Below are 15,321 nucleotides of genomic sequence, written 5' to 3' on the forward strand. Positions count from 1 at the left end.
AGTATTTATAAACGGCTAACTTAGTATTAGTAAGTTGCGCTGCCTTTAGTACGAGGGAAGGCAATAACGTCACGTACGTTGCCCATACCTGTTACATAAGCAACTAAGCGTTCAAAGCCTAAACCAAAGCCTGAGTGCGGCACGCTACCGTATTTACGTAGATCGCGGTACCAGCTGTAATCTTCTTTGTTTAAGCCCATTTCTTCTAAGCGTGCATCAAGTACATCAAGGCGTTCTTCACGTTGTGAACCACCAATGATCTCACCAATACCTGGTGCTACAATGTCCATTGCGGCAACGGTCTTACCGTCTTCGTTTTGGCGCATGTAGAATGCTTTAATGTCACGTGGGTAGTTTTTAATAACTACCGGTGCTTTAAAGTGCTCTTCAGCTAAGTAACGCTCGTGCTCAGACTGTAAATCTACACCCCATTCAACAGCGTACTCAAACTTTTTACCACAGTTTTTAAGGATCTCTACTGCTTCAGTGTAATTTACCTGCGCGAAGTCTTTTTCTACAAATTCTTCCAAACGCGTAATTGCAGTTTTTTCTACACGTTGCGCAAAAAATTCCATGTCATCACGGCGCTCTTCAAGTACAGCTTTAAATACATACTTAAGCATGTTTTCAGCAAGTTTTGCGATATCTTCTAAATCAGCAAAAGCTACTTCAGGCTCTACCATCCAAAATTCTGCAAGGTGGCGAGATGTATTTGAGTTCTCTGCACGGAACGTAGGACCAAACGTGTAAATTTTTGACATTGCAGACGCGTAAGTTTCGCCATTTAACTGACCCGATACAGTAAGGAATGCTTCTTTACCGAAGAAATCTTCGCTGTAATCAACTTCGCCTTTGTCTGTAAGCGGTAAGTTTTGCATATCAAGCGTTGATACACGGAACATTTCGCCAGCGCCTTCACAGTCACTTGCCGTAATGATTGGCGTGCTGATCCAGTAAAAGCCTTGCTCGTGATAAAAACGGTGAATAGCTTGTGCTAAACAGTTACGTACACGTGTTACCGCGCCAATCATATTTGTACGAGGGCGAAGGTGAGCGTGCTCACGTAAGTACTCAATGCTATGGCGCTTTGCCGACATTGGGTAAGAATCTGGGTTTTCTACCCAACCTAATACAGTCACAGTATTAGCTTGAATTTCGAAAGACTGACCTTGGCCAGCAGATTGCACTAAAACACCAGTAACCGACACAGAACAACCGGCTGTTAAGCTAGTAACTTCATCATAATTATTCAGTGAATTAGGAACTACCGCTTGAATAGGATCAAAACACGAACCGTCATGAACGGCTAAAAATGAAATTCCTGCTTTTGAATCGCGGCGAGTACGGATCCAGCCCTTAATTGTTACTTGGCTGTCTACCGCAACATTGCCTTTTAATAGCTCTGAAATCGCTAAATGGCTCATCTTCACTCCAATGATATAAGTTGCCTAACTATTTTATTTTAACTGTGCGCAGCACTGTGGCATAAATTGCACATAAACGGCGCTGCACTTGAACCCTGTATCTTACCTAGTAAAGTTGAATAAAAAAACTATTGTGGGCAACTCTTTAAAAGTTTTTATGCATGCGGTTTATTTTTAAACAGTTTTTAGCGTTTAATTGCCACTATTGTTATTTGTTACTCTTAAATTTAATGATTTTGTGGCATTATTAACACACAAATTAAATTAATATTTATTCACACTTAAAAAATCGATGCTATGAAACAAGTTTTTATTTTACGAGGACTACCAGGAAGTGGTAAGTCTTATTATGCGCAAAGCCTTGCTGACGAATTAGGTGGAGTTGACGAAAGCCAATACCTAATCTGCTCAACTGATGATTACTTTATTAACGAGCAGGGCGAATATCATTTCGATAAATTTAAATTGTCGCAATTTCATAATTTAAACTTAGCGCGTTTTATAAATGCACTTGCTCAAAATATGCCATTGGTAATTGTAGATAATACCAATATTAAAAAGTGGGAATTTATAGCGTACTCGCAAGCCGCTATTGCTTTAGGCTATCAAGTAAAAGAAGTGATAGTGGGTGAAGTGAAAGACAAATCAATGCAGCACTTATATGCTAAACGTAACTCGCATAATGTCCCGCTTAAAACAATAAGTAAAATGGCCTACATGTTTGAGTGGTAGTGCTGAATTTTAGACAGCACGTCTAAATTATTTTGAGTTATAGTATTTAAATGAGCAGTGATTTTATCATTGCTCCAATCTCACCAAGATATATCTAGCAGCGTATTTATTGTTTTATCGTCAAATATAAAAACCTACTTGAGGAAAACCTTCCATTGGTGAAGGATTATTGGGGTTTGGTCCGTTCATTGGGTTTTCTCTAATTAATTATGGACGTGTTACTTTTCAGCATACTTTTGTTTAATTGCTAAAATTTCTTCTTGAACTGCAAAAAAAGCATCCACTACTGCGGGGTCAAAGTGCTTCCCACTACCTTCTTTAATAATGGCAAATGTTTTTTCTTGTGAGAATGATTTTTTATAAGGACGCTTTGACGAGAGAGCATCAAATACATCAGCAATAGCAACTACGCGTGCTGCAATTGGAATTTCACTACCTTTTAAGCCATCAGGATAACCAGAGCCGTCCCACTTTTCATGATGTGAGCGTGCAATAATTTCACCGAGTTTAATAACCTCAGAATCAGAACCCGAAAGTATGCTAGCGCCTACAACGGTGTGCTGTTTCATTATTTCCCATTCTGCAGCATCTAATTGTCCTGCTTTTAGCAAAATATGGTCAGGTGTAGAAATCTTTCCGAGATCGTGCATCGACGCTGAAAATAAAATATTTTCAACTGTTCCCTCATCTAACCCTACACTGCGTGCAACGGCCTCAGAATACAAACTCATGCGTTGAATGTGCGCACCCGTTTCTTCATCTTTGTATTCAGCAGCTTTGGTTAGTCTATTAATTGTTTCTAGTGATGCGGCTTTAATGCTTAGCATTGCTTGCTTTAATGATTCAGTTCTTTGAGCAACTTCAGCTTCTAATTGTTTCTGATAATTTGTTCTTAAATCGTTATAGTCTTTAATCTTAAGAAGGGACTTAACGCGCGATAATAGCTCGTTTTTATCTACAGGCTTTGTAATAAAATCATCGCAACCAGCATCAATCCCTTTAACTCGCTCTTTTGTCTCTCTTAAAGCAGTAATAAGGACGATAGGTAATAGCTTTAATAGGGCGTCTTCTCTAACACGGCGTGTTACTTCAAAACCGTTCATACCGGGCATCATTATATCAAGTAAAATAAGGTCTACAGGTTGTTGTGCTAAGATATCTAATGCTTGTTGCCCGCCAGTCGCTGTTACTGTTTTATATCCCTTGGGTTCAAGATAAGCTTGCATGAGTTCAATATTTTGAAGGTTGTCATCTACAACCAAAATTAAAGGGCTATCTTTCATTAACTGTTCCTGTGTATCAAGGTTTAAATAATTGTAGTCATTACTTTATATATAAACTTATTTGTTGAGCAAACGTGCGTGTATCTATAGGTTTAGAAATATACGCACTGTTAGGTATACACAGTAATTGGTCTATATCTGCGGGTAAAACAGAAGCGGTAACAAAAACAATAGGAATATCTGCCGTTTCTTTTTCATCACGCAAAATTTTTGCAACTTCTGTTCCAGACATATCTGGGAGTTGGACATCTAATATAATAATTTTTGGAGTTTCACGCTTTATTGTTAAAAGCGCATCTCTTGCATTCATAGCAGTGAATACTTCAAAATTTGCCATGAGTAAAAGATCTTCCTCTAGCAATAGGTTATTCGCATTATCATCAACTATAACTATTTTGGTTTTCATTATGCTTTACCACAGACTTTTGTTTAATTGGCAAAGTTATACGAACCGATGTGCCTTTATTAACACCTTCAGATTCAATAACAAACTCGCCTCCATGCAACTTTACTAGACTTTTTGCGATTGGCAGCCCAAGTCCTGTACCTTCTGTTAATCTAGAATAGGGGGTTTCTATACGGAAAAAACCTTCAAATATTTTTTCCATATTTTCAGCAGCAATACCTATACCCGTATCCCAAATTATTATTTCTATTTCTGTATCAGTATGTCGTGTTTTAACGCCAATTTGACCCTCATCGGGTGTAAACTTCACTGCATTTGAAAGCAAATTATAAAGTATCTGTTTAACCTTAAGGGAGTCAGCTTCAATTGGTGGCAAGTCATCAGCAATATCAAGACACATATTTAATTTTTTCTGGTTAGCTGTATCTGCTGTAAGCCCTGTAATTTCGTGCAATACTTGGCGTATCGGCAAATGAGAGATGGTGAGACTCATTTTGCCTGCTTCAATCTTTGCCATATCCAGTATTTCATTAATAAGTAACAGTAAATGTTTGCCGCTCACCAATACATTTTTAACATACTGTTTTTGTTTGTCATTTAAAGTGCCAAATGTTTCATCGTAGAGCACCTCAGAAAAACCATTTATAGAATTAAGTGGGGTTCTCAGTTCATGCGACATATTTGCTAAAAACTCTGATTTAACTCGAGCAGCACTTTCCAAGTCACTCGTTAGCACTTCTAGCTCTTTATTCGCTTTTACGAGTCCTTCTTGAATTGCGTTACGTTCAGTAATGTCCTCGATAGACAATAAAATAATACGATCTTTTGACTGAGTACGTTTAATTTGCCTTGCGTTGAGCAGCATTGTACGCCAACCAATTGTTTTAAAATTGTGCTCAACTTTATAATCATCAAAGCTCGTTTTTTGAGGCAATATGGTTTCTAATAATTCACGAAGCTTGGGAATGTTCCATTGATTATTACCAAGGTTGTATATTAGTTTCCCGACTGTGTCTTTATGATTAGCGCGAAAAAACTCATAAAATGAGCGGCTTGCTGTAACTACTCTTAAATGTTGGTCTAAAACAATCAGTGGTTCTCGAACCGTGTTTACAATACTTTCGGAGTATTCTAAGAGTTCTTTCTTGGTACTTATTTTATTCACTATCTAGTTCCTTTGTACCATTAAGGGCTGAACAATTTTATAAACGTTTAAAGGATAATTAAGGTTCAGCAATACTTGAATATAGCTTTATTTTTATAATTCGTTAGCTAAAAGCAATGCTTAATAATGTGTTTCAATGTTTGTGTGTGGTTTTAACTAATATAAAAGGCGTAACCTGATAAGTGATATCTGAGAGGAACTATTTAACATTAATCTTTGTTCAGTAAACAGCAACAGCTGATTAATAGCAAGAGGTTCATAATTTAACCTGCATATTATTGTTGTTTATTGACTATAGTGAGTTTTTTAAAGGTAAAAAGTATTAGTTTTAAGCGAGATAGGGTTTTAACGGGGAACGTATTTAAACTGAATTTTGGGTCTAAATAGTAAGTATTGATGTAGGTATTAATGTTTAAATTAATGCCTACATCAATATTTTAATCAGTCTATAGATTTATAAACCGCTAATGGGTGCGAGGTACTTAGTGATACATGCACTTCGTCGCCAGGGTTTACCACAACTTCATGGCTTACTCGGCTAGTTACAACCGTAGAGCACGCAAGTTTTACAGCGCACAAGCGGCTGCCACCTTCAAAACGTACCCAAATTACTTCGCCGTTATTGCCAACACTGCTTTGTACAAGTAACACATCATCTGGTCGAAGTAGTACATCAACGTCGCCACTTTCACAGTCAACGCCATGAGCGGGAGCATTACCAATTGAGGTAGTGGCTTGTCCTTGGCTAAATTGGCCGCTAATAAAGCTGGCTTCACCTAAAAAGCGTGCCACAAAGCGATTATTTGGGGTACTAAAGCAGCGCTCGGGTGTATCGATTTGCTGAATTTTGCCGCCTTTAAGTATACCAACACGATCGCCAACTGAGAGTGCTTCTTCTTGGTCGTGTGTTACCCAAATCGCAGGTACGCCAGCTGCTTTAAGTGCGTTTCTAATATCCCAACGAAGCATGTCTTTAAGGGCGGCATCTAAGTTTGAAAGCGGCTCATCAAGCAATACAAAATCAGGTTGGTGGGCAAGGGTTCGCGCAAGTGCAACACGTTGCTTTTGTCCGCCAGAAAGCGTTGCTGGTTTTTTATCTCTAAAATCGCTCAGTCCAAGTAGGTTTATCCAATACTCAGCAGGGGCTGTATCTTTTAATCTAAAGCAAATGTTTTGCTGTACGGTTAAGTGCGGAAATAACGCAAAATCTTGAAAAACCATACCTACACTGCGTTTTTCAGGAGGTAGTGTTAATTTGGGTGTAGCGCGCCATTTACCTGTGTTTATTTCGCCTTCGCTAATAGGTATAAGGCCAGCAAGGGCTTGTAAAATTGTACTTTTACCACAACCTGTTGGCCCTACAAGCATAAGGATTTCGTTTTCACCCAGCGATAAGTTTAAATCGCTTACTACGCGGTTACTGCCATAATCTATAGACAACTGACTTACAGATAGCATTGTTTCTTAAATCCTTAATGTTCAAACTGGTTGCGTTTTTCGCCAGACATCATAATAGCTAACCCGCAGGCAGATATCACTACTAACAATAATCCAGGAATAGCAGCGCGACCAAAATAGCCCGCTTCGTATACACGCCATAAATATGTAGAGAGGGTTTCAAACCCTGTTGGGCCAAGTAGTAGCGTGGCTTCGAGTTCGCGCATTGACTCTAAAAATACCAGTGCTGCACCGGCGATAATACCGCGCATAGTTAAAGGCAGTGTTATACGAGTAAATACTTCACGTGGGCTTGCCCCTAATACGCGCGCAGACTTTACTAAGCTTGGATCTAAGTGTTCGGTGCTTGTTCTAACAGAGCCTACAGCAAGTGGTAAAAACCGCAGCATATAAGCAATAATAAGCAGTCCTAGTGTTTGGTATAAAAACGGCAACTGCAATCCACCGTAAACAAGCGCTGTGCCCATTACTATACCCGGAATACCAAAACCAAAGTAAGTAACACGCTCCATTATACGACCCGCTTTTCCACTCAGTGCGGCATGTGCAACGGGGATCGCAACGATAACGGCTACAATTGCCGCAATACCCGACGCATACGTAGAGTTCCACGCAATATTAAAATCAAATGAGCTAAAACCATCACGAGCTAACCAAAGCGAAAATATAGCCAAAGGCAAGCCAATAGCGAGCAGTAAAACAGGTGCAAACGTAATAAATATTGCACTTAACTGTAGTTTGCTTGGGAATAAAATTAACGGGCGACCTTGGCGCTCAGGGGCTGTTTTTATTTGTGATTCAACTAAAAGTAAAAAGCCAACAATAACCATCAGTTGAAGCGAAAGCATGGCTGCACGGCCCAACGCAAAGGCGTTGTATTCAACGTATATAACACGGGTAAATGTATCTAAACGCATCATTGCGGGTGTACCAAAGTCTGACAACGTATAAAGCGCTACCAGCAATGAGCCTGCGGCTATGCCGTTTACTACACGCGGTAATATGACTTTAAATATGCTTTGTGTCATCGACATACCCAGTGTACGCGCGGCGTTAACCATACTTGCATCAAGGCTTAGTAAGGACGAGCGAGTGGTCATCATTACAAATGGAAATGTGTATAAGGTCATTACAATGGCGGCGCCCGTTAAACCATACATAGAAGGGGTTTCTATACCGGTTAACGTGTTTATTTCGCCGCCCGGACCAAAGGCCGCGTACAAGGTAAACGCACCTATATAACTGGGAACAGCTAAAGGCGCTGCAAAAAATACCAGCCATAGTTTTTTAAATGGTAAATGCACATACGCACTAATAAAGGCCAGTGGCACACCAATTAAAATGGAGCCTAAAACCGTTAACCCCATTAGGGCTAAGGTATTACCTAAAATTTTTAAATTATGACTATCAAAAACGGAACTTGCATCGCTTGCAAGCACTATTAATACATAAACAGGGGTAAGCGCAACAAGCGCTGCAAGCAGCGCCATTGGATAAGAGGCAGGTATTCTCATTACAATACGCCGCTGCTACGCATCAAATCTATAGTAGGGCGTAAATCAGCAAGCTGTGTTAAATCTACTTTAGGTGGAGAAATATTAGCAAGTGATGGTAAACCCTCAGGTTGGGTAATACCATTTACTAACGGAATTTCGTACGCTTCACTGGCTAAGTAACCTTGTACTTCTTTACTTAGTAAGTAACGCATAAAGTTAGTAGCAAGCGGGTCGTCGTTAAGCGCTAATACACCCGATGCATTAACTAAACAGCCCGCATCATTTTGTGTAAATGCTAAATCAAGCTTAGCATTAGGCTTGCCTGATTTTAAACGCAATGTGTAATAGTGATTAGCAAAACCAATATCAACTTCACCGCGCTCAACGCCCATAACAACACCTAATTCTCCAGCGTATGTTTTAGCGCGTTTTTTAATCTTTTTAAGCCACTTAGCGGTTTTGTCGTCGCCTTCTAAAATTCGCATTGCGGTTACAAATGATTGAAAAGAAGCGTAGGCGGGCGCCCAACCAATACTTAAATCGCTGTCGGCAATTTCCATAATACTTGTTGGAATTTTATCTTTGGTCAAACGCGATGTGTTATATGGCAATGTACGAATACGGCCAGTTACTGGAGCCCACTCTTTATATCTAAATTGTGGTTGTAACTGAGCAGATAAATCACTTGGGATAGGTTGTGCAAGGCCTGCATCGGTTACTAAACCAATCGCGCCTGAATCAACCGCCCAAAATAAATCAGCGCGGCGAACGCCGGCTTTAGCTTCTGCAACAATCGTATTTGCTAAAGCAGCAGTAGGACCTCGGCGTATACCGAGTTTAAAGTCTGGATTTTTTTTCTGGATTGCTTGCAATACGTTTTCATACAAACCACCTTCGCCTCGGCCTAAATAAAGAGTTAACTCGCCTTTAAGCTTTGGTAAATCATCAACAGAAACTGGGTTTGCTATATCAGCGGCTAGCGCACGAGAAAGAGGCAGTGGCAATGAGCCAACCACCCCTAACGCAGCTAGGCCTTGAATAAAGGTCCTACGCTTCACTTAAAATACATCCTTACGGGCTTTTTCGGCTTTTTCTATTAAAACCTTAGCGCGGTCTAATTTTGTTTGCATATCACTGATCACATCGCGTACTTCATCTACGCTTTTGCTGTTTTTAATTGCTAGTGGCAGTGTTACGTTAAAGTCTTTTTCCAGCACTTCAACTAGGTTAGCGTCTTGCTCAATAAGTGTACCTTCAACGCCTTCAAACAGGTGTAGATAAGTATCGTGAACAATTTCAGTTGCTTCGTCTTGTAAACGCTCAGCAAATTTAGCTACTACACGGTCTAATTTGTGCTTAATTTCATCAATTGTGGCACTTTGTGTCATTTCTTTTGTAGCGGTAGCTTTTACAGTGTCTAACAAGCCTTTTTGCTGGAATTTTGCAGCAAGCTTAACAGCCCCAAGGCCTTGCCACAAGGCTATGTTCATCGCTTTTTGTTGTTTACGAACTTCCTCAGCAGGCTGTTTATTATCAATGGCCATTTTTACGCCATAAAGACCCTGCCAAATAGAAGCGTATACCGGTACGAAGTTAGTTTCTATTGCGCTGTGAAACTTAACTGATTCCCAATATTCAATTAAATCATCAGTTTTTACAGCTTTAGCGCCTTTAGTGTCGTAGTCGCTTACCATGGTATCAACTTTGCCTACCATCCATTCTACTTCTTCTGCGTAACTTTTAAGGTTAGCTTGAAGATGATTAACATGCTCGCCAATAGGGCCGTTAGCTAATACTGGTTGAGCCATAAACGCCGAGGCTAGTAAAAGGCTTGCACCTAAAGTTTTGGCTGGTTTAAATAGTAATTTCATAGCAAAGAAGTCCAAAAAGGTAATTGTAAATGATAGACATTATCATATAGCTAATAGTTAACGAGATCAATAACCACAAACTCGCTTAATAGATAAAAACACTAAATGTAGCGGTAGGTTACAGAAAATAGCCCTATAACCTGTATTAGGATTAGTTATTGAGACCGGCTATTAAGCGTAATGCTTGCCTTTAATGGCATTGTAAATGGCATCACACAGTGTTTTTATACTGGTGTCGTCACTTATATACGGTGGCATAAGGTAAATTAGTTTACCGAATGGACGTATCCATACGCCTTGCTCTACAAAATAAGCCTGAATTTTAGCAACATCAACATTGCCAGCAGCCTCGTTTAGCTCAACAACACCAATAGCACCTAAGGTACGTACATTGGCAACCGCATCTAGTTCACTGCATTTATTAAGTTGTTGTAGTTGGGTATTTATTTGCTTTATTCGTTGTTGCCAGTTTTGCTCAAGTAATAAATCAATACTTGCGCAGGCCGCAGCACAGGCAAGCGGGTTGCCCATAAACGTAGGGCCGTGCATTAAAACACCTGCTTCACCTTCGCTTATGCCAATGGCTATTTTATCACTTGTTATAGTGGCCGATAGCGTCATTGATCCGCCTGTGAGGGCTTTGCCAATACACATTATATCGGGTTCAATATTGGCATGTTCTACGGCAAATAATTTACCTGTTCTGCCAAAGCCTGTGGCAATTTCGTCGCAAATGAGCAGCACATTATATTGCGTACAAAGCTTGCGTGCGCAGGCAAGGTAATCGGGGTGATAAAAGTTCATTCCACCCGCGTTTTGCACAATAGGTTCAATTATAAATGCAGCTACTTGGCTATGGTGGGCTTGAAAGTATTCTTCAAGCGCTAGGGCTTCAGCTTGGTTAAACTCGCCCCCAAATTGACTAACCGGTGCAGGTACAAAAACGTGTTCAGGTAAAAAGCCTGAATATAAACTATGCATTGAGTTAACGGGGTCGCATACGCTCATGGCTGCAAAGGTGTCGCCATGGTAGCCCTTGTAAGGCGTCATTAATTTTTGTTTTGTTGTAATGCCTTGGCTTAACCAATACTGCAGCGCCATTTTTATTGCTACTTCAACACTTACCGATCCGCTGTCGGCTAAAAACACTTTAGTTAAACTCGGCGGCGTTATATTTACTATTTTTTTGCAAAGCTCTACCGCGCTGTTATGTGTAATACCGCCAAACATAATGTGGCTCATATTATTAATTTGCTCAATCATGGCGTTATTTATAACAGGGTGGTTATAGCCATGTATTGCGCTCCACCACGAGGCCATGCCATCGATTAATTGCTCGCCAGTTTCAAGGTGAATAATGTTGTGATTTGCATGTGTAACGGGATATACCGGAATTGGCTTAGTCATAGATGTATATGGATGCCAAATGTGCTCACGATCAAAATCAAGGTCAATCGCATTCTTTTTAATCATATGTAAACTTTAACTTGGTGGGCTTCGTTGACAATGTTACTTCAACTCGTAGACTAAGCCAATATCACCGTTGAGAAAAAATAAGAGAGTATTATGGAACTTGCACCTGTTCGTCACAATTGGACCCACGCTGAAGTTAAAGCATTATTTGAAATGCCATTTAACGATTTACTTTTTAAAGCCGCATCGGTTCACCGTGCTAACTTCAACCCAAATGAAGTGCAAATTTCTACGTTGTTATCAATTAAAACAGGCGCTTGCCCAGAAGATTGTAAGTACTGCCCGCAGTCGGGGCATTACCGAACAGATTTAGAACGCGAACGCTTAATAGAAGTAGAAAAAGTAGTAGAGCAAGCGCGCCTTGCAAAACAAAAAGGCGCGACCCGTTTTTGTATGGGCGCTGCATGGTCAGATCCAAAAGACAGAGACATGCCATACATTTCGCAAATGGTTAAAGAAGTAAAAGAGCTAGGGTTAGAAACCTGCATGACGCTGGGTAAACTCACTAACGAAAAAGCTCATGAACTTCGAGACGCTGGGCTTGATTACTATAACCATAACCTCGATACATCGCCTGAGTATTACGAGCAAATTATATCAACCCGTACTTTTCAAGATAGATTAAATACCATTGACCACGTACGCGATGCCGGTATGAAAGTATGCTCAGGCGGAATAGTCGGCATGGGCGAGCAAGCAAGCGACCGCTTTGGACTACTTATGCAACTAGCTAATTTACCACAACAGCCAGAAAGCGTGCCTATTAATATGCTCGTTAAAGTTAAAGGCACACCGCTTGAAAACGCAGACGATTTAGATCACTTTGAATTTGTACGTACCATTGCAACAGCGCGCATTATGATGCCACACAGTTATGTGCGTTTATCGGCAGGGCGTAACGCCATGAACGAGCAAATGCAGTCAATGTGCTTTTTTGCAGGCGCTAACTCAATATTTTATGGCGACAAACTTCTTACCACCGAAAACCCAGACGCTGATGCCGATATGAACCTAATTAAAAAATTAGGTATGAACCCAGAAAAGCGTCACGACTATTCAGACGAAGCAGTTGAAGCCTCGCTTTCATCGCAAGTAGCCGACAAAGCAACGTCTGAATTGTTTTACGAAGCGTAGGCTTTTATCTATGCCTTTTGATTTTATAAATACGCATCTGCAAGCTCGCCAGCAAGATGCGTTACTTCGTAAGCGCCACGTAGTGCAACATGCAACAGCGCGTACCATAACGGTTAATAATAAAACCTATCTTAATTTTGCCAGTAACGATTACTTAGGCTTTGGAGATGTGGCTGTTAATCTTGATGACTCCCAAGCATTAGGCAGCCACAGCTCCGCATTAGTGACAGGTTATCAGGCGCAGCAAAAAGCGCTTGAACAATACTTATGCGAGCAATTTGGTTATGGCGCAGGGATGCTATTTAACTCAGGGTTTAGCGCTAATAGCAGCGTAATTAAGGCGTTGTTTCAAGATAAAGCCGCTGCACAAAACAGCGCTATTTTTCAAGATAAGTTAAATCATGCAAGCCTGATTGACGGTGCTCTGCATTGTAACGCGGCTTTAGTCCGTTTTAATCATAACGACATGAACCATTTACGCTCACGGCTCGAAAAATCAAAAGCGCAAAACAAGCTAATTATAAGCGAAGGCGTGTTTTCGATGGATGGCGATACCGCGCCTCTTAAAGAATTACTCGCACTTGCAAAACAGCACAACGCATGGCTAATGATTGACGACGCACACGGCTTTGGCGCATTAGGTAAAACAGGTTTGGGCAGTTGCGAAGCATTTATTACTCAAACGCTTCCAGATATATTAGTCATTACCTTTGGTAAAGCAGCGGCTAGTAGTGGTGCGTGTGTATTAGGCAGTAAACAGTTTATTGATTACATGCTGCAGTTTAATCGCGATTACACGTATTCAACCGCCATGTCACCGCTTATGGTAAGCCACACACTAGCGCGTATTAAAAGCATAAAAATAGCTGATGATAAACGCGATAAGCTTAATGCTAATATTGCGTTATTTAAGCAACTCGCTAAAACCCATAAGATTGCTGTAATTGAATCAAACACCGCCATACAGCCCATTGTATTAGGCTGCGCTGAGCAAACATTGCAAGCGGCAGATAAACTTAAACAACAGGGTATTTGGCTTACTGCAATTAGACCGCCCACGGTTGCACATAACACCTCACGTTTGCGCGTTACTTTAACCGCCGCACATACCGAGCAAGACATAACGCACCTAGTTAAGCATTTAGTAGGTGCAATAGCATGACTGCTCAGCCAGTATTAAAAACAGACCTAGTGCAAACACAACTTGTAAAACCGTGCCTAGTAAGTAGCGAATTGGATATAGAGTTAAACAAGGAGCTAAATAAGGAGCTTAAAAAGTCCACACAAAGTAAATTTTCAAAGGCGGCGGCGAGTTATAACACCCATGCAAATGTACAAAAACATGCTGCGAGCGATCTATTTTCACTCATAAAACCAGGCATTAATAAAAATAAGCTTTGTGTTGATTTAGGCGCAGGCCCACTTGTTAATACACATACCTTACAAAGCGTATTTGAAAGCGTTGTGGCAATGGATTTGAGCTTAAATATGCTGCAAAGTAGTGATTTAACCGCACCAAAAATATGCGCCGATATGGATAACTTACCGCTACAAGCAAACAGTGTTGATGTAATTTACAGTAATTTTGCAGTGCAGTGGTCTGCTAATTTTTCGGCTTTAATGCAATCACTTTACAGCATATTAAAACCAGGCGGGCAGGCGTACATAAGCGCTGTGGTAGAGGGCTCACTTAACGAAATAAAAACAGCCTTTGCAGCGCTTGATTCTAACAGCCACATAAATACCTTTAATAGTGAGTTGCATATAAACCAATCAGTCCAAAAAGCAGGGTTTACTATTAACAGCGCTCAAAAACGTATTTACACCGATGAATACACAACACCTTTAAAAGCTATTGCCTCAATTAAAGCGATAGGTGCAACTACGCAAAATCATACCAATACACGTCAAGGGTTACTTACTAAATCGGCGCTACAAAAAGTATGCAGTTCGTATCCGCTTATAAATAACAAAGCATGTGTGTCTTATCATGTGGTGCTGTTATCATTACAAAAAAGCGATTAATTGCTAATTTAACCAAAGTTAGATTCAGATCATAAGGCAAAGTAATGAAAGAATTTTTTATAACAGGCACCGACACCGATGCCGGAAAAACCCACGTTACCAGTTTGCTATTAAAGTTACTTGCCCAGCACAAAAAACAAGCCATTGGCTTTAAACCTCTTGCTGCTGGCTGCGAAATGGCATTCGATCAGCTAGTAAATGCCGATGCCCTCATACTAATGGAAAGCGCAACAGTCAGCGCTAAATACGACGTAGTAAATCCGTTTGCGTTTGCACCCCCTATTGCGCCGCACATAGCCGCTGAGCAAGTTGGGGTTAGTATTACTGTAGATAAACTAAGTGATGCTTATAAAGGTGTAAAACAACAGAGAGCTAATTATATACTTACCGAAGGCGCTGGTGGCTGGGCGTTACCTATTAACAATACGGAGTATTTATACGACTGGGTTAAAGCAGAGCAACTGCCGGTAATACTCGTTGTTGGTATGAAATTAGGTTGCTTAAATCATGCGTTACTAACCGCTGCGCATATGCAAAGTATGGGTATAAACTGCGTTGGTTGGATCGCAAACCAAGTCGATAAAAACATGGACGAGTATCAAGCAAACCTTGATTCACTCAAAGCACGTTTACCGTTCCCAATACTTGCTATAAGCCCATACAGCGAGCAAACTCCTAAGTTACAAATATACAAAAGCTTGCTTAGTGCATTATCTATAAACACTTAAGTGGTTTAAAAAGATTTACTTTTTTAGGTAAATCTTGAAATAGTCAGCCTTAGTACACATATAAACATTTATAAATACATAGCTTGCTTAAAGACAATGTTACTAAGTTACTAAGGACATAACGAC

14 protein-coding genes are annotated in these 15,321 nt (G+C 40.4%); 5 read left to right on the plus strand and 9 right to left on the minus strand.

From position 1 onward, the window contains the following. Positions 1 to 26 precede the first annotated feature (26 nt). The gene (asnS, locus tag I6F48_RS10190) at positions 27 to 1,424 is read right to left on the minus strand and encodes an asparagine--tRNA ligase (protein ID WP_024612616.1); all 1,398 of its coding nucleotides are present in this window, start codon (positions 1,422 to 1,424) and stop codon (positions 27 to 29) included. A gap of 297 nt (positions 1,425 to 1,721) precedes the next feature. Here asnS and I6F48_RS10195 point away from each other — a divergent pair, with 297 nt between their 5' ends. Beyond that, a complete protein-coding gene (locus I6F48_RS10195; RefSeq protein WP_166419606.1) occupies positions 1,722 to 2,156 on the plus strand; it encodes an AAA family ATPase in 435 nt (144 codons plus the stop codon). A gap of 218 nt (positions 2,157 to 2,374) precedes the next feature. Here I6F48_RS10195 and I6F48_RS10200 read toward each other — a convergent pair whose 3' ends face one another. The 8 genes from I6F48_RS10200 to bioA form a co-directional block, all read right to left on the minus strand. Continuing rightward, positions 2,375 to 3,439, minus strand: a complete 1,065-nt coding sequence (locus I6F48_RS10200) for an HD domain-containing phosphohydrolase (RefSeq protein WP_165728680.1) — start codon at positions 3,437 to 3,439, stop codon at positions 2,375 to 2,377. A 40-nt stretch (positions 3,440 to 3,479) separates the two neighbouring features. After that, positions 3,480 to 3,845, minus strand: coding sequence for a response regulator (locus I6F48_RS10205; protein WP_010552738.1), 366 nt, complete (start codon positions 3,843 to 3,845; stop codon positions 3,480 to 3,482). Then, complete coding sequence (locus I6F48_RS21500; RefSeq protein ID WP_010552739.1) at positions 3,820 to 5,010, minus strand: sensor histidine kinase; 1,191 nt, start codon at positions 5,008 to 5,010, stop codon at positions 3,820 to 3,822. Before I6F48_RS21500 ends, I6F48_RS10205 begins: the two co-directional genes overlap by 26 nt. A 441-nt stretch (positions 5,011 to 5,451) precedes the next feature. Next, complete coding sequence (locus I6F48_RS10215; protein WP_197119336.1) at positions 5,452 to 6,468, minus strand: ABC transporter ATP-binding protein; 1,017 nt, start codon at positions 6,466 to 6,468, stop codon at positions 5,452 to 5,454. Between the two features lie 14 nt (positions 6,469 to 6,482). Beyond that, entirely contained in the window at positions 6,483 to 7,982 is a 1,500-nt protein-coding gene (locus I6F48_RS10220) for an ABC transporter permease (RefSeq protein WP_165740748.1), read from the minus strand. Next, positions 7,982 to 9,022: an extracellular solute-binding protein gene (locus I6F48_RS10225; protein ID WP_165740747.1), complete on the minus strand. Its 1,041-nt coding sequence runs from the start codon at positions 9,020 to 9,022 to the stop codon at positions 7,982 to 7,984. The genes I6F48_RS10220 and I6F48_RS10225 overlap by 1 nt, the downstream gene beginning before the upstream one ends. Beyond that, a complete protein-coding gene (locus I6F48_RS10230) occupies positions 9,023 to 9,835 on the minus strand; it encodes a hypothetical protein (protein WP_007586790.1) in 813 nt (270 codons plus the stop codon). Positions 9,836 to 10,006: 171 nt separating this feature from the next. Continuing rightward, positions 10,007 to 11,308, minus strand: coding sequence for an adenosylmethionine--8-amino-7-oxononanoate transaminase (gene bioA, locus I6F48_RS10235; protein WP_197119337.1), 1,302 nt, complete (start codon positions 11,306 to 11,308; stop codon positions 10,007 to 10,009). Between the two features lie 93 nt (positions 11,309 to 11,401). On the opposite strand from bioA, the gene bioB reads away from it, so the two are divergent. The 4 genes from bioB to bioD are packed head-to-tail and all read left to right on the plus strand — an operon-like array spanning position 11,402 to position 15,195. Continuing rightward, a complete protein-coding gene (gene bioB, locus I6F48_RS10240) occupies positions 11,402 to 12,442 on the plus strand; it encodes a biotin synthase BioB (protein WP_197119338.1) in 1,041 nt (346 codons plus the stop codon). Positions 12,443 to 12,452: 10 nt separating this feature from the next. After that, entirely contained in the window at positions 12,453 to 13,604 is a 1,152-nt protein-coding gene (locus tag I6F48_RS10245; protein WP_197119339.1) for an aminotransferase class I/II-fold pyridoxal phosphate-dependent enzyme, read from the plus strand. Further along, positions 13,601 to 14,467, plus strand: coding sequence for a methyltransferase domain-containing protein (locus I6F48_RS10250; RefSeq protein WP_197119340.1), 867 nt, complete (start codon positions 13,601 to 13,603; stop codon positions 14,465 to 14,467). Before I6F48_RS10245 ends, I6F48_RS10250 begins: the two co-directional genes overlap by 4 nt. Before the next feature lie 44 nt (positions 14,468 to 14,511). Beyond that, positions 14,512 to 15,195: a dethiobiotin synthase gene (gene bioD, locus I6F48_RS10255; protein WP_197119341.1), complete on the plus strand. Its 684-nt coding sequence runs from the start codon at positions 14,512 to 14,514 to the stop codon at positions 15,193 to 15,195. The last annotated feature ends 126 nt before the right edge of the window (positions 15,196 to 15,321 follow it).

The sequence above is a fragment of the Pseudoalteromonas sp. SWYJ118 genome (assembly GCF_015864505.1).
In the GTDB taxonomy this organism is placed as follows: Bacteria; Pseudomonadota; Gammaproteobacteria; order Enterobacterales; family Alteromonadaceae; genus Pseudoalteromonas; species Pseudoalteromonas arctica.